This window comes from Loktanella agnita, from assembly GCF_046640325.1.
Lineage (GTDB): Bacteria > Pseudomonadota > Alphaproteobacteria > Rhodobacterales > Rhodobacteraceae > Yoonia > Yoonia agnita.
Genome location: NZ_JBJMBF010000020.1, coordinates 1 through 15,683, shown reverse-complemented (window position 1 = coordinate 15,683; position 15,683 = coordinate 1). Strand labels below are relative to the sequence as shown.

The following is a 15,683-nucleotide window of genomic DNA, read 5'->3' as shown; positions in this document are numbered from 1 at the left end:
CTGTGACTGTGGCGAAGGCAAAAACCTCAGCGTGGTGCGGCGGCGCGGTGCAACCTGTCATTGATCGCCCTGCCCAACCCATGATCCGGGATCGGCGACACCGCGATCCGCGCCGCGCCCATCGCGTCCAACTGGTGCAGGCAGTCAAACAGGCGGGCTGCGGCCTCTGTCAGGTCACCTGAGGGGGACAAGTTCAGCGTGGCTTCAACATTGCCAAAGCCCAGCAGCACCTCACCATCTTCAACCGTGCGCGCATTGAGGCGCACGCTGCCCTGCGGCGCATAATGCGAGGCAAGTTGACCGGGCGACACAGGCGTTTCCGGATCATCCGGCAGGGCGAGCGGCTGGCCCAAACACGCCTCCAGCGCCTCGGCCGGGATGCCACCTGCGCGCAGCAGGGCAGGCTTTCCGACACAGCTGACGATGGTTGATTCCAGACCAACCGCGCACGATCCGCCATCCACTAAAGCATTGATCTTGTTGCCAAGGCCCGCCTGCACATGGGCGGCGCTGGTCGGGCTGACCCGGCCTGACGGATTGGCCGAAGGTGCGGCAACCGGGCCATCAAACGCAGTCAGCAGGGCCTGCGCCACAGGATGATCAGGGACCCGCACCGCCAGCGTCTCCAGCCCGGCGGTCACCAGCTTTGAGACACCCGCATCCGGTCGCAATGGCAAGACCAGCGTCAGCGCACCGGGCCAAAAGGCCCCCGCCAGTCGCGCGGCGGCATCATCAAAATGGCACAAGGTGCGGGCGGCCGACAGGCTGGGCAGATGCACGATCAGCGGGTTGAAACTGGGGCGACCCTTGGCCGCGTATATCCCCGCCACGGCACTGTCATTGCGCGCATCTGCACCTAACCCATAAACCGTTTCGGTCGGAAACGACACTAGCCCGCCAGCGCGTAAAATGGCCGCCGCTTTGGCGATGCCATCAGGATCGGGCCGCAGAGTCAGCAATGGTTCATCGGTCATGACGTGGCGTTTTGCTAGATGGGTCAGGGCCGGTCGGCTAGGCTGACCGAGGTTCATGCTGCATAGCCGCGGCGTGCCTAAATGCCAAGCCGCAGCGTATATCGGAGCTATCCCAATGCCTTATCGCCCCCCCGTGAGTGATTATCGTTTTCTGATGGACCATGTCGCAGGTTTTTCGGACGTGGCCGCCACCGACAGGTTCGCCGAGGCGACCCCAGATACCGTCGATGCGATCCTGAGCGAAGCCGCGAAAATGTGTCAGGAAGTCCTCGCGCCGCTGAACCGCAACGGCGATCTGCATCCGGCGTATCTTGAGAACGGGGTCGTGCGGACCTCGCCCGGTTTTGCGGATGGGTACAAGGCAATTGCCGAAGGCGGCTGGATCGGCATCTCGGCCAGCCCCGAAAGTGGCGGAATGGGCCTGCCCATGACCTTGACCACCGCCGTCAACGAAATGATGGCAAGCGCCTGCCTTGCGCTGCAACTGAATCCGCTAATGTCGCAGGGCCAGATCGAAGCGCTGGAACATCACGCGAGTGATGAGATCAAGGCGCTGTATCTGCCCAAGCTGATTTCCGGGGATTGGTGCGGCACCATGAATCTGACCGAACCGCAGGCCGGGTCGGATGTCGGCGCGCTGCGCGCCAAGGCGGAACCCAACGGTGACGGCACCTATGCGGTCAGCGGGCAAAAGATCTATATCAGCTGGGCTGACAATGATTTCAGCGAAAACGTCTGCCACTTGGTGCTGGCGCGGCTGCCCGATGGTGTGCAGGGAACCAAGGGGATCAGCCTGTTCATGGTGCCCAAATTCATCCCCGATGCCGATGGTAATCCGGGCAAGCAGAATGACCTGCGGGTGGTCAGTCTGGAACATAAAATGGGGCTGCATGGCTCGCCCACCGCTGTGATGGAATATGACGGCGCGACCGGTTGGCTGATCGGGCCGGAACATGGTGGCATGGCGGCGATGTTCACGATGATGAACAATGCGCGTCTTGGCGTTGGCGTGCAGGGCATAGGTGCCGCCGAAGGCGCGCTGCAACATGCGCTGGCCTATGCGCAGGACCGTAAGCAGGGCAAGGCTGCGGGCTCGGGCACGATTATCGAACACGCCGATGTGCGCCGCATGCTGACAACGATGAAGGCTGACATCTATGCTGCCCGCGCCATCGCGATGATGAATGCGGTGGCGATCGACATGACTACGGCGACAGGTGACGCAGGCTGGAAAGTCCGCGCGGCCTTTCTGACGCCAATCTGCAAGGCCTTTGGCACCGATGTGGGCATCGACGTTGCCAGCACCGGCGTGCAGGTTCACGGTGGCATGGGCTTTATCGAAGAAACAGGTGCGGCCCAATATTCCCGCGATGTGCGCGTCACTGCGATCTACGAAGGGACCAACGGCATTCAGGCGATGGACCTTGTGGCGCGCAAACTAATGGATGGCGGCGAAGCCGCGTTCCGGCTACTGGAAGAAATTGAACAAGGGGCCGAAGCCGCCAAGGGCACGCACCCCGAACTCGCCGATGCAGTCTGGCAGGCCGCAGAATCCCTGCGCGAAACGACCGAATGGCTGGTGGAACAGAGCGATTTGAACCAGCGTTTCGCTGGCGCAGTGCCCTATTTGCGCGCCTTTGCTCGCGTTCTGGGCGGTCATGCGCATCTGGCCGCGGCCCTCGCCGGGGACGCAACCCGCACAAAGCTTGCGACCTTCTATATCAAGCGGCTGCTGCCGGAACACACCAGCCTGCTGGCCCACGCGCAGGAAGGTGCAGACGACCTGTTGGCGATCAGCGCAGATGACCTCGCCGCCTGAGCACGCTTACCTGCTTTGCACCATGCCGCGCAGCGGCAGTACAATGCTGTGCGACCTGCTGAAACAGACCGGCGTGGCAGGGCGGCCCAATTCGTTCTTTCGGCCCCAGTCGATGGGAGATTTCGCCGCGCGCTGGAATGTGCCCGCACACGGGATAGACGATTTCGCTCTCGCGTATCTCTGCGCGGTGCGTGACCGAGGCACCGCAGGCACTGGCTGTTTCGGGATGCGCATCATGTGGGACAATCTGCCCGGCCTCGCCTCGCGGCTACGGCAACTGTTTCCGGCGGCGCGTGGTGATCGCGCCTGCCTGAACGCCGCTTTTGGCAAATTGAAGTTCATCCACCTGTTCCGCGCTGACAAGGTGGCCGAGGCGGTGTCCTATGATATTGCGGAACAATCCGGGCTTTGGCACCGCAACGCCGATGGGACAGAGATGGAGCGGGTTGCCCCACCGGCGGAGCCTGTATACGATAAAGCCCGCATTCAGGCAGCATATGCAGACGTAACGGCTGGCAACGACGCGTGGCTGGCTTGGTTCGAAAATCAGGCAATCACACCGCTCTCCATCAGCTACGAAGCGCTTGCCGCAGCGTCGGCGCAACATCTGCGCCAAATTTTGCAGTTCATCGGCATGGATCCGTCAAGGGCGGATGGGATTGTCCCCGGCACCGCCCCACTTGCGGATGAGCGTAACCGCGCGTGGGCCGAACGCTTTCGGGCCGAAACGGGTCTTGCCCCCGCCACCGTGGCACCATAGGCGAGTGGGATGATTACCTACCCTTGGGAAACCCCGCCCGCCGAAGGCGAAGCCATTACCGTCGCCCCTGGCGTGCTCTGGATGCGTCTGCCGCTGCCAATGGCGCTCGATCACGTGAATGTCTATGCGCTGGATGATGGTGACGGCTGGACCATTATCGACACCGGCTTTGCGTCAAAACACACGCGCGCGATCTGGAACGCCTTGCTGAATGGCCCGCTTGCGGGTAAACCTGTCACCCGTGTGATCGTGACGCATCACCACCCCGACCATGTGGGCTTGGCCGGGTGGTTCATCACCAAAGGGGCAGAACTGCATATGCCCCGGACCGGTTGGCTGATGGCGCGGATGCTGGTCTTGGATGTGCAAAGCATTGCATCCTCGGAAACCATGGCATTCTATCAGCGTGCCGGGATGGACAGCGAAGAACGCGCAAGGCGCAAGGCAGAGCGGCCCTTTAACTTTGCCGATTGCGTTGTCCCGCTACCGCAGGGTTACACCCGGCTAATTGATGGCGACACGATCACCATGGGTGGGCGGGTCTGGGATATCCGCATGGGCGACGGGCACGCGCCCGAACATGCCACATTCTGGAGTAGGGACGACAATCTGGTCATCGGTGGCGACCAATTGCTGCCTTCGATCAGCGCCAATCTGGGCGTCTACCCGACAGAGCCTGACGCCGACCCGGTCGCTGAATGGCTGACCTCATGCGAAGCCTTCAAACCTTTCGCGCGCGACGATCAGCTTGTGCTGGGCGGGCACAAACTGCCCTTTACCGGGTTACCGCTACGCTTGCATCAGATGGTCGAAAACCACCATGGCGCGCTCGCGCGGCTGATGACGCATCTGGCAGAGCCACGCTCTGCGGGTGAATGCTTTCCGGCGTTGTTCAAACGCAAGATCGGCCCGGCGGAATACGGGTTGGCCCTGGCAGAAGCAATCGCCCACGTGAACCACCTGCACCAAACGGGGCAAGTCACCCGTACGCTGAATGCAGACGGCGCGTTTATCTATCAGGCGATCACCTGACGGCCAGCCCCGGTCAGGGTCAGTGGCGGCTTTCGATCTTTGCATGTAACCGGCGCAGAATGCGGCTGGCTGTCGTCTCGCAGGCGGCAGGAATGACCGCGTGGATCAGCGCCGCAGTTGCGGCAACCGTCAAACAGAAAGCAAAACCAAGCGCAAAGCGCATATGCTGAAAATAACTCTCATCAACGCTTGCGGGGTGGTCAAGGAACAGGGTCGCGATTGGATTGCGGGCGGTGCTGGTCTGTGTGTCGGACATGGGAAACCTTTGATCTTGTATTAAGGGCAGACTATCCAACCTCACACCATCATCGGTCCCAATATTTCTTGAGAAGTGGGATAGTATTGGGATACTATCCCAAACATGGATCACTCAATCGATGATATAGACCGCGCCATTCTGCGCATCCTGCAACAGGATGCGACCCTGTCAGCCGATGACATCAGCGCGCAGGTGAACCTGTCGCGCAATGCCTGCTGGCGACGGATCAAGATGATGGAACAGGCGGGGATCATCACCGGGCGCGTTGTGCTGGTGGACCCGGCCCGTGTCGGTGCGCCGCTGACCGCCATCGTATTGATCCGTACAAATGCGCATGACAGCGATTGGATGGGCCGGTTTCAATCCGCCCTTAAAACCCTGCCAGAGGTGGTGGGCGCCTACCGGATGACAGGCGATCTTGATTACGTGCTGCGGGTACGGGTTGCGGATGTTCCGGCCTATGACGCCTTTTACAAACGGCTCACCTCACGCATTTCTGTTTCGGATATTTCGGCCAGCTTCGTTATGGAGGAAATCAAGGAAACAACAGCGGTGCCCCTATGACCGAAACACGCATGACCATCGACACATCGGCAGAGCTGCTGGAAAATGACATCCTGCCAAAAATCCGCGAAGTGCACACGGACCCGAACCGGGACTGCCCGTCGCTGTCAGAACTGCCAAAGGCGCTGGTCGAATCGGACAAGGCAAAAAGCCCAGCCCAATGGGCCTATGAGCGGATCATCATGTATATCCAGAATTTCGAAAAGCAGCTGGATAATGATCACGAGGTCGGGGTCGGTCTGGCGGGCGGAAACACCGGCGTCGTCCGGATCGAAGGGCTGGGATATTATGATCCCGATATCGTCACCTACTACGGCACCAATCAATCCGGGGCCAAGACCCAACTGATCCAGCATGTCAGCCAGACCAACGTCACCCTGATCGCCAGCCAGAAACATAGCGATCAGCCGGAACCGAACAGAATCGGCTTTCGACTGGCCGAGGCTTTGGAACGCAGTAACGATGTGACCACCTGACCGGGTGACAGCCGGATTTTTATCGGCTATGCGGTGCGCAATCAGTTTTTACGAGAGGGCCTTAGAATGGCTGAATACAAACCGGGTGAGATGGACATCAGCGTTCAGGAAAAAACGTTTGACGGGTTCATCAGCATGGTCACCAAGGGCGCAATCCTGTGCATCCTTGTTCTGATCTTCATGGCACTGGTTAACGCCTGATCTGAATGGACCGCCGCAAGTTTATGATCGGCTTGCCGCTGGCCCTGTCAGGCTGCGCGGCACCATCGGTCTGGGCGCCCGAGGATGAGGTGGCCCGCTCCATCTATCGCAGCACGGGCCCCAAATCCCTGACGCTTTACACGATGAAAAACGTGGGCTCAGACAGCGGGGCGCATTCTTCGCTGTTGATCGACGCAAGCCAGCGGATCATGTGGGACCCGGCGGGCACCTTCAAGCAGACGATCATGCCCGAACGGAATGATGTACTCTTCGGGGTCAGCCCGCGACTGGAACAGTTTTTTGTCAGCTACCATGCGCGCGTCACCTTTTACGTGGTCGGGCAAAAAGTCACCGTCCCGGCAGAGGTCGCCGAACAAGCGCTGAACCTTGCATTGGTGTCAGGGCCGGTGCCGCAGGCAAACTGCACCCGCGAGACATCGCGCCTGCTACGACAATTGCCCGGCTTCGAAAGCATCCGCCAGACCTGGTTCCCTAACAAGCTACAGGAAGACTTCGCCAAGCTGCCTGGCGTACACACATGGTCATATCGTGAAAGCGATCAAGACGACAAATCAGTCGCCGCAGTGCAAATCGCAGAAGCGATCAAAGAAGGGCAGTAAGGCCCAATCCCGCATATAGGGTGACAACCCCTGCGCCGATTGCCCACATCACATGACGGGTCCACAGTCCAACCACCACGGCGGCCATAGCGGCCAGCAAGCGGACCGGGTCCGGCGCACCTCCCGTTGCGGCAGGCCATAAGACCAGCGGGGCAACCATCCCGGGCAGCACGGCCACCGGGGTAAAGCGCAGCAGCTTGAGCACCACAGGCGGCATCTTGCGGTTGCCGATCAGACCCAGAAATGAAAATCGGATCAGGAATGTGCCCAGCCCCATGAGTGCGATGATCAGCCAGATTTCCGCGACTGTATAGCTCATTGCGCGCGCCTTTCCAGAAAGGTTTCCACCGCTGCCCCGGTGACCATTGCCGCCAGCGCGGCGATCAGCAGGCCCATACCGGATGGCAGGCTGATCAGGGCCAGCGCAACCGTCACTGATACCAACGCCGCCGCCACATGCGCCCAGGATTTCAGCATCGGCGCGACCATGGCCAGAAAGATGATCGGCACAATGAAATCCAGCGCCCACGCCTCGGGCACAGCCGCGCCTGCCACGATCCCTACAAGGGTCATCAGCATCCAGGTCGGGGTAATTGGTGTCGCCAGCCCCATAAAATAGGTCACCCGTTCACCGACGGTCATTTGCGGGTGGTCTTCATACCGGGCGGCGCTGCCAATATAGGTCTGATCGAACAGCAGATAGGCAACGCAGGCCCGCTGCCAGAGCGGTGCCGCACCCAAATGCGGGACCAGCGCGGCTGAATACATCGCCATACGCAAGTTCACCGCCAGCGCGGCCAGCAGCACAAAGGCGATCCCAGCATTATCCAACATCATTTGTAATGCCGCAAATTGCGAGGCTCCGGCGATCACCAGCACCGAAAACCCCATGGCCTGTGCCAATGTCAGCCCGGCGTCCGTGGCTGCCACACCAAAGACCAATGCAAAGGGGGCAGCCATAAGGATGAAGGGTGCCCCGTCACGCACGCCCGCCTGATAGGGGGACAGCGCCTGTGATTTGAGAGTGGAAGTCGTCATGGCTTTGGCCTAGCTTTGCGTGATCACAGCAGGCTTAGCCCTGCCAGCAGGGAATGACAATTGGCGCAGCTTGACGATCTTTCCGACTATCTGATCGCCCCTGATCCGGGGGCCACGCGGCTGACCCGTGCGGTCACAGGCACCGATCAGAACGGGCAGCCTGTCGATCTGAACGTCGTCGAGGAACGCCCCCTGACGATCTACCTCAACCGTCAGGAAATCGTCACCGCCATGACCATCGGCGATTATCCGGAATATCTGGCGCTCGGCTTTCTGCGCAATCAGGGGATGCTGCGCGACGGCGACACGATCACCGGCGTAGATTACGACGAAGAGCTAGAGGTCGTCGTGGTCCGCACCGATAGCCAAACCACCTATGAAGACAAGCTGCAAAAGAAAACGCGCACCAGCGGCTGCGCCGTCGGCACTGTCTTTGGCGACATGATGGAAGGGCTGGAGGGCGTCACACTCCCCGCCACTCAGGTCCGCACCTCTGACCTTTACGCGCTCGCCGGCCAGATCAACCGGACCCCCTCGCTCTATCTGGCCGCAGGCGCGATCCACGGTACAATCCTGTGCCAAGGCAACCGCCCGCTGGTCTATATGGAGGACGTGGGGCGGCATAACGCGGTCGACAAAATCGCAGGCTGGATGCTGTCCGAAGGTGTCAGCGCGGCGGATAAGCTGCTTTATACCACCGGGCGGCTGACATCCGAGATGGTGATCAAGACCGCGCTCATGGGCATCCCGGTTCTCGCCTCGCGCTCCGGCTTCACCGCTTGGGGCGTGGAAATCGCGCAGCAGGTCGGGCTGACGCTAATCGGTCGGATGAAAGGGCAGCGGTTCGTTTGCCTATCGGGCGAGGGGCGGCTGATCCGCGACGCCGATCCGGCCTCAGTCGCGGATGAACCACGAAAACTGGGGCGGAAGGGCAGCGCGTGAAAAACATCAAATTTTGTGACCAAGGCCAGACCGCATGAAACAACCCCTCGGTGTCATCCTCGCCGGTGGGCAGGCAACCCGCATGGGCGGCGGCGACAAGGGGCTGCTGCCGCTTGGGGCGCGCAGCATTTTGGGCCATGTGATCGACCGGCTGAAACCACAGGTCGCTGGGCTGGCGCTGAACGCCAATGGCGACCCGACCCGCTTTGCTGATCTGGGCCTGCCGGTGATCGCCGATAGTATCGACGGCTTCGCCGGGCCACTGTCCGGCGTGCTGGCCGGGCTGGACTGGGCGGCAGATCAAGGGGTCAGCCATATCGTGACTGCCGCCGCCGACACGCCCTTCATTCCCTGCGATCTGGTGCCGCAATTGCTGCTCGCGGCAGAGGTGGCAGGCACCGATATCGCCCTCGCCGCAACCCCCGGCGGGCGGCATCCGACCTTTGGGCTGTGGCCCACATCCCTGCGCGACGATCTGCGCACAGCGCTACAGAACGGGCTGCGCAAGGTGGTTCTCTGGACGGACAAACACGGCAGCACCACTGCCCATTTCCCCGATGACACCGCATTCTTCAACGTCAACACGCCCGACGATCTGGCCAAAGCAAAGGCGATGCTATGAGGCTCTATGGCGTGGTCGGCTACAGAAACGCAGGCAAAACCGGGCTGATGGAACGGCTGGTGGCCGAGATCACCGGGCGGGGCTTCACCGTCTCAACCGTGAAACACGCGCACCATACATTCGACGTGGATCAACCGGGCAAAGACAGCCACCGACACCGTGTCGCCGGGGCGTCTCAGGTGCTGCTCTCCTCTGGCGCGCGCTGGGCGCTGATGACCGAACTGCGTGATCAGCCTGAACCGCCTTTGGCTGATCTGCTCGCACAGCTAGCCCCTGTCGATCTGGTGCTGATCGAAGGCTACAAACGCGACAGCCACCCTAAGGTCGAAGCTTACCGCGCCGAAACCGGCAACCCGCTGATTGCCCGCGAAGACGCCACAATCCGCGCCGTAGCCAGTGATACCGCGCTGGACATTGACCGCGTCGTTTTCGACCTGAACGCTACCGCCGCGATCGCTGATTTCATTCTGGCAGAGGTCGGCTTGTGAGGTTCGACAGCGTCATCATGGTGGATTGGTCCGGCGGCAATGACCGCGGCAAGCGCCCCGTGAAAGACGCGATCTGGACCTGCATTGCACAGGCGGGGCAAGCGGACGCACCGATCTACCACCGCAACCGGCAGGTGGCAGAGGCGTGGATTACCGAAACGCTGACAACGCTACAGGCGACAGGGCAGCGGGTTCTGATCGCCTTTGACCTCTGCTTTGCCTACCCCACAGGCTTTGCCACCCATCTGATCGGGCAAGAGGATACGCTGGGCCTGTGGGATTGGTTCGCCGCCCGTGTGACCGACAGTCCCGAAGCCAATAACCGCTTTGATCTGGCCGGAGAGATCAACGCGCGTTTTCCCGGTATCGGGCCTTTCTGGTTCAACGGGCTGCAACGCGACATCGCGCATCTGCCCCGCAAAGGGAGCGACCGAACCGATCACGGGCTGCCTGAAAAACGCGCGGCGGATCTGGCGATCAAAGGCAGCTTTTCACCATGGCAGCTTGCCGGGGCAGGGGCCGTGGGCGGGCAGGTCATCATGGGGCTGCCGGTGTTGTCGCGATTGCGCCAGACCTTTTGCAAAGACCTGAGCGTCTGGCCATTTCAGCCACCAGATACGCAAATCGTCATGGCTGAAACTTATTTTTCGCTGCTGCCTGATCTGGTCGCAGATGATGCCCATCCGATAAAGGACGCATCACAAGTCACACTCTATGCAAAGGCGTTTTCCGCCTTGAAACCAGATGACATGGCACGCCTGCTGAACATCCCAGCGACCCAAGAAGGCTGGGTCCTTGGGGCAGGCGAGGCAGAGGTATTGCGCGCCGCCCTGCGCCCCACGCCACCGCCCTTGCGCAACGATTGCTTTGCCATGCCGCAGGGGGCGCATTGGACGCCGGTAGACGACGCGCTCGACCATCTGCGCGACCATCTGGGCCCGGTGACCGCGACCGAAACGATCCCTATCAGCCAGTCCGCTGGCCGCTATCTGGCCGAAGACCTGCGCGCTCTGCGTGATCACCCACCCGCGCCCAATGCGGCCGTCGATGGCTACGGCTTTGCCGGACCGGCCCCGGATGGACCGCAGACCCTGCCATTACTCGCCGGGCGCGCCGCAGCAGGGCAACCCTATCCGCACGCCGTGCCACCCGGCCATGCGATCCGCATCCTAACCGGGGCGAACCTGCCAACGGGCATCGATACGGTCGTGCTACAGGAAGATTGCAGCGTAACAACAACCGACGTGGCCTTTCATGGGTCATTAAAGCAAGGTGCCAACGCACGCGCAGCGGGCGAAGACATGCAGGCCGGGAACGTGATCCTGACGTCCGGGCGCAAGCTTACCCCCGGCGATCTGGGCACAATGGCAGCCGTCGGCGTTGGACAAGTGACCGTCCGCAAGCTGTTGCGCGTCGGCGTGCTGTCAACTGGGGATGAGCTGCGCGAGGCTGGGGCGCAGGCCGATGTTGGGCACATCTATGACGCCAACCGGCCCATGCTTTGCGCCTTGGCCGCGCAGTGGGGCTATACTGTGGTCGATCTGGGCTGTGCGCCTGACGACCGGGATACGCTGCGCCAGATACTTGATGACGCGACCGCGCGCTGCGATGTGATCCTCACATCCGGCGGGGCCTCCGCAGGGGATGAGGATCACATGTCCGCTTTGCTGCAAAACGCAGGCGCGCTCGCGCTCTGGCGGATCGCGGTCAAGCCGGGGCGACCGCTGGCGCTGGGGCTCTGGAACGATACGCCGGTCTTTGGGCTACCCGGCAACCCGGTCGCAGCAATGGTCTGCGCGCTGATCTTCGCCAATCCAGCGCTGCGGTTGCTGGCAGGCGGGGCGTGGCAACTGCCGACGGGTTTCATGGTGCCCGCCGGTTTCCAAAAATCCAAAAAAGAAGGACGGCGCGAATACCTGCGCGCCCGGATCGAAAACGGCAAGGCGCATGTGTTCCCGTCAGAAGGCTCCGGTCGGGTTTCCGGGCTAAGCTGGGCAACAGGTCTTGTGCAACTCGACGATCCGGCGCAAAAGATCGAACTGGGGGATTGGGTGCAATTCATACCATTCGGCAACTTTGACTTATGAAGATCACAATCGGAATACCAAGCGCTGACCGAAGCGAGGCAGCGGCTTTGTATTGGGACGCCTTTGGCGAAAAACTGGGGTTCGTGCTGGGGCCGAAATATCGGGCGCTGATCTACATCAGCGCCGTGCTGCGGTCAGATCACGGGATTTGCGCCCATGACGAAAACGGGCGACTCTTGGGGATCGCAGGATATAAAACATCGCAGGGCGCGCTCGTGGGCGGGACCTTCACCGATATGCGTCGGGTCTACGGGTGGGTCGGTGCCGCCATCCGGTGCCTGCTGTTAAGTGCGCTGGAAAACGACACCGAAAATGACCGCTTCCTGATGGACGGGCTGTTCGTCGCCCCCGAAGCACGGGGCAAAGGCGTGGGCACCGCCCTGCTGGACGCCGTCGCGGCAGAGGCGAAGCGACGGGGCTATCATCAGGTGCGTCTTGACGTCATCGACACCAACCCTCGCGCCCGTGCGCTGTATAAGCACGAAGGCTTCCAGGAACTGGACACCCACTCCATCGGCATCATGCGGCATATCTTTGGCTTCAGCGCGGCCACGACAATGGTGCGCGACGTCTAGCCAGAGCCGATCAACGCGCCCGCCGCAAAGACCAGCGCGCCACCCAGCACCACCTGAAACGTCGCGCGCCAGAACGGCGTATCCATATATTTGTTCTGGATCCAGGCAATCGCCCAAAGCTCTGCAAAAACGACCATGATGGCGATGGTTGTGGCGGTCCAGAAATTGGGGATCAGATAGGGCATCGCATGCCCCAGCCCGCCAACCATGGTCATGATACCGGATGCAAACCCACGTTTATAGGGGGAGCCACGACCCGAAATCTGCCCATCATCCGATGCGGCCTCAGTAAACCCCATCGAAATCCCCGCCCCGACTGAGGCGGCTAATCCAACCAGAAACGTGGTCCATGTGTCCTGCGTTGCAAAGGCCACGGCAAAGATCGGGGCAAGGGTCGATACCGACCCATCCATCAATCCCGCAAGCCCCGGCTGCGCCCATGTCAGCACAAACTGCCGATGGGCTGCGGCCGCTTCATCCGAACGGACCTGCGGGCCCAGATGCTCTTGGGTCAGCGCATCTGCCTTTGCCCCATGCCCGGCCTCGGCTTCGGCCAGATCACCCAACAGCTTGCGGGTATCGGCATCCGTCGTATGTGCGGCTGCGGTTTCGTAAAAGCGCTGGGCATCATGTTCCATCTGGGCGGCCTCATCGCGGATGCGATCCAGCCCCAGATTTTCGATCAGCCAGACGGGCCTGCGGGCGTAAAAGCCCGAAACATGTTCGCGGCGGATCAAAGGTATATGTGCGCCAAAACGATGGGCGTGCAGATCAATCAAGCGGCGCCGATGTTCATTCTCCTCCGCTGCCATGCCGTCGAACACGGCGGCAGAGCCGGGAAATTCGGTGCGCAAAATCTCAGCGTAAGACCGATAGATATGCGCATCGTCCTCCTCTGATGAAATCGCAAGCGCAAGGATCTCCTGCTCGGATAGGTCCTTGAACTGACGTCTGCTGGCAAATCCGGGTATCATGATCACCTCGAGTATTAGAATGATTCTAATGTGGGATATCGAGATGAAAACGCAACCGCAAAAAGTAAACTAATCTGTTCAGTTGCACCTTGATAACTAAACTAAACGGTTTATTTATCCTTTAGGAACGAACCAAGGATATCACTATGACCCGTCTCTTCGCCCTCACTCTCGCCACGCTTTTCGTCGCCACTGGTCCTGTCGCCGCGCTGTCGATCCCGGCGGAGCTTCCACGGCTCAGCTTCCCCGAACAGCCCGACCCGGTGACCACACAAGGCTGTGCCGATATGACCACATTGAATGGCGAAATCTGCGTTATCTCGGGCCGTTAACGTCGCGGCGATGGGGGCCGGTTTGCGTGGCCCATCACCGCAATCTCCTTGATAAAAGTGAACTGATCGGTTTATGATTGCATACCATTGAAGGAGGAACAGATGCCTGACGGAACAGTAGAGGCCAAAAAAGGCCGTAAGTTTAATCAGGTACTGGAAGGCGCACGCAAGGTCTTTCTCTGCGACGGGTTCGAGGGCACATCGGTAGACGATATTGCCCGCGCGGCCTGCGTCTCCAAGGCGACGCTTTACAGCTATTTTCCCGACAAACGCTTCCTGTTCATGCATGTGGCCAAGAACGAATGCTGCAAGCTGGCCGACAATGTGATCGACAATATTGCCACCAACGCACCGGTGCGTGACATCTTGTCAGACATTGCCATACAGATGGTCGAGTTTATCACTTCAGATTTCGGCAAGCGGATATTCCGTATCTGCGTCGGGGAAGGCGATCGCTTTCCCGAACTGGCCCGCGAATTCTATGAAAGCGGGCCAAAGATGGTGCGCGATCAGCTTGTGGTCATCTTCGCCAAGGCCATCGAACGGGGCGAGCTTGTGATCGAAGATCAGGAACTCGCCGCTGACCAGTTTCATGAATTATGCAAGGCCGACCTGTTTACGCGTATCGTCTTCAACATGCAGGACGAATTCACTGATGCGGAACGGCAGCGGATCGCGCAGGGCGCCGTAGATATGTTCATGGCGCGCTACGGGGTCAAGACTGCGGCTCTCGCCTAAAGCGTTTCGATTTCAACTTGAGACATCAAGCATCACAAATCGCGTTCGACCGTTAGGGAGAGGCAGCGAATTGTGATCCAAGGATAAATCGAAACGCTGTAAAGCGTTTGGTGAAATACCTGAGACATGACGTATCTGCTAACGCGCCCAAATCAATGATTTCAGGCAGCGATAGCTGAGTCATGTTTTCCGCATAACGCTTTAAAGTAAAACGCGCTAATCCAGCCTGCGTACTTCGTGGTGATTTCCGTTCCCCTTGCGGATCTCAAACCGGCCCGTCTTCGTCAGCAATTCGCTCAGTTTAGAACTGCCATAGGTGCGCGAATCAAAATCCGGGCTGGCGCGGGTGATATACTGGCCCAACTGACCAAGCGAGAACCACTCCCCTTCCCGGTCAATACTATCCATCGCCTTGATCACCAGCGGGATCACCTTTGACGGTGGCTGGCGGCTGACGGTTTCACCGGCAGACGCGGTCTTGGCACTGGTCTTTTCTGGGGCGGTATCCTTGTCCTGACCAACGATATTTTCGATCAGAATAAAGCGATTGCACACATTGCGCAGGCTGACCGGGGCTTTGCTTTCACCAATCCCGATCACCTCTACCCCGTCTTCGCGCAGACGGTTGGCCAATGCGGTGAAATCACTGTCAGAACTAACCAAAACAAAACCGTCAAAGCGGCCTGTATGCAGAATATCCATCGCATCAATGACCAGCCCGATATCGCTGGCATTTTTGCCCTTGGTATTGGCGGTCTCCTGATTGGCCACCAGCCCCAACTCCACCACTTCCTTTTTCCAGTTGCCCAAAGCGGCACTGGACCAATCGCCATAAACGCGGCGCAGGGCCGGTTCACCATAGGTCGTGATCTCACGCAGGATCGGGGCCGCGTATTTCGCCGGGATGTTATCTGCGTCGATCAGCACCGCCAGCAGCTTTTGTTCTCTGGGCATTTTCTTGTCCTTTCAGACCTGCCGCGTGGCCTTTGTCTTGACGAAGGACACACTTGCAGGATCATTCACGAATGACGGCTCCGCTCAAAACTCCACAACAGCACGAATAGATTTACCCGCATGCATCAGGTCGAACCCTTCGTTGATCTCTTCCAGCTTCAGCTTGTGGGTGATCATCGGGTCGATCTCGATCTTGCCCTGCATATACCAATCCACGATCTTGGGCAC

20 protein-coding genes and 1 pseudogene are annotated in these 15,683 nt (G+C 60.0%); 14 read left to right on the top strand and 7 right to left on the bottom strand.

Annotated features, from left to right (window positions below):
• Nucleotides 1–26: 26 nt before the first annotated feature.
• Entirely contained in the window at nucleotides 27–974 is a 948-nt protein-coding gene (locus tag ACJ5NV_RS17900) for an L-threonylcarbamoyladenylate synthase (RefSeq protein ID WP_411645932.1), read from the bottom strand.
• A gap of 115 nt (nucleotides 975–1,089) precedes the next feature.
• Here ACJ5NV_RS17900 and ACJ5NV_RS17895 point away from each other — a divergent pair, with 115 nt between their 5' ends.
• From ACJ5NV_RS17895 to ACJ5NV_RS17885, 3 genes are read left to right on the top strand one after another with little or no spacing between them, the layout of a single operon-like run.
• Nucleotides 1,090–2,793: an acyl-CoA dehydrogenase gene (locus ACJ5NV_RS17895; protein ID WP_411645930.1), complete on the top strand. Its 1,704-nt coding sequence runs from the start codon at nucleotides 1,090–1,092 to the stop codon at nucleotides 2,791–2,793.
• Nucleotides 2,777–3,553: a Stf0 family sulfotransferase gene (locus ACJ5NV_RS17890; RefSeq protein ID WP_411645928.1), complete on the top strand. Its 777-nt coding sequence runs from the start codon at nucleotides 2,777–2,779 to the stop codon at nucleotides 3,551–3,553. The genes ACJ5NV_RS17895 and ACJ5NV_RS17890 overlap by 17 nt, the downstream gene beginning before the upstream one ends.
• Nucleotides 3,554–3,562: 9 nt before the next feature.
• Nucleotides 3,563–4,585 (top strand): MBL fold metallo-hydrolase, encoded by a 1,023-nt coding sequence (locus tag ACJ5NV_RS17885; RefSeq protein WP_411645926.1) that lies wholly within the window; start codon nucleotides 3,563–3,565, stop codon nucleotides 4,583–4,585.
• A 19-nt stretch (nucleotides 4,586–4,604) separates the two neighbouring features.
• On the opposite strand, the gene ACJ5NV_RS17880 is transcribed toward ACJ5NV_RS17885, so the two are convergent.
• Nucleotides 4,605–4,841: a DUF6356 family protein gene (locus ACJ5NV_RS17880; RefSeq protein ID WP_411645924.1), complete on the bottom strand. Its 237-nt coding sequence runs from the start codon at nucleotides 4,839–4,841 to the stop codon at nucleotides 4,605–4,607.
• 105 nt (nucleotides 4,842–4,946) lie between these two features.
• Between ACJ5NV_RS17880 and ACJ5NV_RS17875 the strand changes: the two genes are divergently transcribed.
• The 4 genes from ACJ5NV_RS17875 (at nucleotide 4,947) to ACJ5NV_RS17860 (ending at nucleotide 6,705) form a co-directional block, all read left to right on the top strand.
• Entirely contained in the window at nucleotides 4,947–5,408 is a 462-nt protein-coding gene (locus ACJ5NV_RS17875) for an Lrp/AsnC family transcriptional regulator (protein WP_411645922.1), read from the top strand.
• Complete coding sequence (locus ACJ5NV_RS17870) at nucleotides 5,405–5,884, top strand: DUF6173 family protein (RefSeq protein ID WP_411645920.1); 480 nt, start codon at nucleotides 5,405–5,407, stop codon at nucleotides 5,882–5,884. Before ACJ5NV_RS17875 ends, ACJ5NV_RS17870 begins: the two co-directional genes overlap by 4 nt.
• A gap of 66 nt (nucleotides 5,885–5,950) precedes the next feature.
• Nucleotides 5,951–6,085 (top strand): aa3-type cytochrome c oxidase subunit IV, encoded by a 135-nt coding sequence (locus ACJ5NV_RS17865; RefSeq protein ID WP_411645919.1) that lies wholly within the window; start codon nucleotides 5,951–5,953, stop codon nucleotides 6,083–6,085.
• 5 nt (nucleotides 6,086–6,090) lie between these two features.
• A complete protein-coding gene (locus ACJ5NV_RS17860) occupies nucleotides 6,091–6,705 on the top strand; it encodes a hypothetical protein (RefSeq protein WP_411645917.1) in 615 nt (204 codons plus the stop codon).
• On the opposite strand, the gene ACJ5NV_RS17855 is transcribed toward ACJ5NV_RS17860, so the two are convergent.
• Together ACJ5NV_RS17855 and ACJ5NV_RS17850 are read right to left on the bottom strand one after the other, a co-directional pair.
• Entirely contained in the window at nucleotides 6,689–7,024 is a 336-nt protein-coding gene (locus ACJ5NV_RS17855; RefSeq protein WP_411645915.1) for an AzlD domain-containing protein, read from the bottom strand. The two genes, ACJ5NV_RS17860 and ACJ5NV_RS17855, sit on opposite strands and share 17 nt — an antisense overlap.
• Nucleotides 7,021–7,743: an AzlC family ABC transporter permease gene (locus tag ACJ5NV_RS17850; RefSeq protein WP_411645913.1), complete on the bottom strand. Its 723-nt coding sequence runs from the start codon at nucleotides 7,741–7,743 to the stop codon at nucleotides 7,021–7,023. The genes ACJ5NV_RS17855 and ACJ5NV_RS17850 overlap by 4 nt, the downstream gene beginning before the upstream one ends.
• A 60-nt stretch (nucleotides 7,744–7,803) precedes the next feature.
• Here ACJ5NV_RS17850 and ACJ5NV_RS17845 point away from each other — a divergent pair, with 60 nt between their 5' ends.
• From ACJ5NV_RS17845 to ACJ5NV_RS17825, 5 genes are read left to right on the top strand one after another with little or no spacing between them, the layout of a single operon-like run.
• Nucleotides 7,804–8,685, top strand: coding sequence for a formate dehydrogenase accessory sulfurtransferase FdhD (locus tag ACJ5NV_RS17845; protein WP_411645912.1), 882 nt, complete (start codon nucleotides 7,804–7,806; stop codon nucleotides 8,683–8,685).
• Nucleotides 8,686–8,719: 34 nt separating this feature from the next.
• Nucleotides 8,720–9,307, top strand: a complete 588-nt coding sequence (gene mobA, locus ACJ5NV_RS17840; protein WP_411645910.1) for a molybdenum cofactor guanylyltransferase MobA — start codon at nucleotides 8,720–8,722, stop codon at nucleotides 9,305–9,307.
• Entirely contained in the window at nucleotides 9,304–9,795 is a 492-nt protein-coding gene (gene mobB, locus ACJ5NV_RS17835; RefSeq protein ID WP_411645908.1) for a molybdopterin-guanine dinucleotide biosynthesis protein B, read from the top strand. The genes mobA and mobB overlap by 4 nt, the downstream gene beginning before the upstream one ends.
• Nucleotides 9,792–11,882 carry a molybdenum cofactor synthesis domain-containing protein gene (locus ACJ5NV_RS17830; RefSeq protein ID WP_411645907.1) on the top strand — a complete coding sequence of 697 codons (2,091 nt, stop codon included), beginning with the start codon at nucleotides 9,792–9,794 and terminating at the stop codon, nucleotides 11,880–11,882. Before mobB ends, ACJ5NV_RS17830 begins: the two co-directional genes overlap by 4 nt.
• Entirely contained in the window at nucleotides 11,879–12,457 is a 579-nt protein-coding gene (locus ACJ5NV_RS17825) for a GNAT family N-acetyltransferase (RefSeq protein ID WP_411645906.1), read from the top strand. The genes ACJ5NV_RS17830 and ACJ5NV_RS17825 overlap by 4 nt, the downstream gene beginning before the upstream one ends.
• Here ACJ5NV_RS17825 and mbfA read toward each other — a convergent pair.
• Entirely contained in the window at nucleotides 12,454–13,431 is a 978-nt protein-coding gene (mbfA, locus tag ACJ5NV_RS17820) for an iron exporter MbfA (protein WP_411645904.1), read from the bottom strand. The two genes, ACJ5NV_RS17825 and mbfA, sit on opposite strands and share 4 nt — an antisense overlap.
• Nucleotides 13,432–13,577: 146 nt before the next feature.
• Here mbfA and ACJ5NV_RS17815 point away from each other — a divergent pair, with 146 nt between their 5' ends.
• Nucleotides 13,578–13,763 carry a hypothetical protein gene (locus ACJ5NV_RS17815; protein ID WP_411645902.1) on the top strand — a complete coding sequence of 62 codons (186 nt, stop codon included), beginning with the start codon at nucleotides 13,578–13,580 and terminating at the stop codon, nucleotides 13,761–13,763.
• A 102-nt stretch (nucleotides 13,764–13,865) separates the two neighbouring features.
• Nucleotides 13,866–14,501 (top strand): TetR/AcrR family transcriptional regulator, encoded by a 636-nt coding sequence (locus ACJ5NV_RS17810; protein WP_411645901.1) that lies wholly within the window; start codon nucleotides 13,866–13,868, stop codon nucleotides 14,499–14,501.
• A 216-nt stretch (nucleotides 14,502–14,717) separates the two neighbouring features.
• On the opposite strand, the gene ACJ5NV_RS17805 is transcribed toward ACJ5NV_RS17810, so the two are convergent.
• Together ACJ5NV_RS17805 and ACJ5NV_RS17800 are read right to left on the bottom strand one after the other, a co-directional pair.
• A complete protein-coding gene (locus ACJ5NV_RS17805) occupies nucleotides 14,718–15,455 on the bottom strand; it encodes an NYN domain-containing protein (protein WP_411645899.1) in 738 nt (245 codons plus the stop codon).
• A gap of 84 nt (nucleotides 15,456–15,539) precedes the next feature.
• Nucleotides 15,540–15,683 (bottom strand): annotated as a pseudogene (locus ACJ5NV_RS17800) (S-(hydroxymethyl)glutathione dehydrogenase); the annotation flags it as partial.

Coding starts and splice junctions, on each gene's coding strand:
- ACJ5NV_RS17880 (WP_411645924.1), bottom strand. CDS start 4,841: ATGTCCGACACACAGACCAGCACCGCCCGCAATCCAATCGCGACCCTG.
- ACJ5NV_RS17855 (WP_411645915.1), bottom strand. CDS start 7,024: ATGAGCTATACAGTCGCGGAAATCTGGCTGATCATCGCACTCATGGGG.
- ACJ5NV_RS17895 (WP_411645930.1), top strand. CDS start 1,090: ATGCCTTATCGCCCCCCCGTGAGTGATTATCGTTTTCTGATGGACCAT.
- ACJ5NV_RS17900 (WP_411645932.1), bottom strand. CDS start 974: ATGACCGATGAACCATTGCTGACTCTGCGGCCCGATCCTGATGGCATC.
- ACJ5NV_RS17805 (WP_411645899.1), bottom strand. CDS start 15,455: ATGCCCAGAGAACAAAAGCTGCTGGCGGTGCTGATCGACGCAGATAAC.
- ACJ5NV_RS17860 (WP_411645917.1), top strand. CDS start 6,091: ATGGACCGCCGCAAGTTTATGATCGGCTTGCCGCTGGCCCTGTCAGGC.
- ACJ5NV_RS17890 (WP_411645928.1), top strand. CDS start 2,777: ATGACCTCGCCGCCTGAGCACGCTTACCTGCTTTGCACCATGCCGCGC.
- ACJ5NV_RS17875 (WP_411645922.1), top strand. CDS start 4,947: ATGGATCACTCAATCGATGATATAGACCGCGCCATTCTGCGCATCCTG.
- mobB (WP_411645908.1), top strand. CDS start 9,304: ATGAGGCTCTATGGCGTGGTCGGCTACAGAAACGCAGGCAAAACCGGG.
- ACJ5NV_RS17850 (WP_411645913.1), bottom strand. CDS start 7,743: ATGACGACTTCCACTCTCAAATCACAGGCGCTGTCCCCCTATCAGGCG.
- ACJ5NV_RS17865 (WP_411645919.1), top strand. CDS start 5,951: ATGGCTGAATACAAACCGGGTGAGATGGACATCAGCGTTCAGGAAAAA.
- ACJ5NV_RS17885 (WP_411645926.1), top strand. CDS start 3,563: ATGATTACCTACCCTTGGGAAACCCCGCCCGCCGAAGGCGAAGCCATT.
- ACJ5NV_RS17870 (WP_411645920.1), top strand. CDS start 5,405: ATGACCGAAACACGCATGACCATCGACACATCGGCAGAGCTGCTGGAA.
- mobA (WP_411645910.1), top strand. CDS start 8,720: ATGAAACAACCCCTCGGTGTCATCCTCGCCGGTGGGCAGGCAACCCGC.
- ACJ5NV_RS17815 (WP_411645902.1), top strand. CDS start 13,578: ATGACCCGTCTCTTCGCCCTCACTCTCGCCACGCTTTTCGTCGCCACT.
- ACJ5NV_RS17810 (WP_411645901.1), top strand. CDS start 13,866: ATGCCTGACGGAACAGTAGAGGCCAAAAAAGGCCGTAAGTTTAATCAG.
- ACJ5NV_RS17825 (WP_411645906.1), top strand. CDS start 11,879: ATGAAGATCACAATCGGAATACCAAGCGCTGACCGAAGCGAGGCAGCG.
- mbfA (WP_411645904.1), bottom strand. CDS start 13,431: ATGATACCCGGATTTGCCAGCAGACGTCAGTTCAAGGACCTATCCGAG.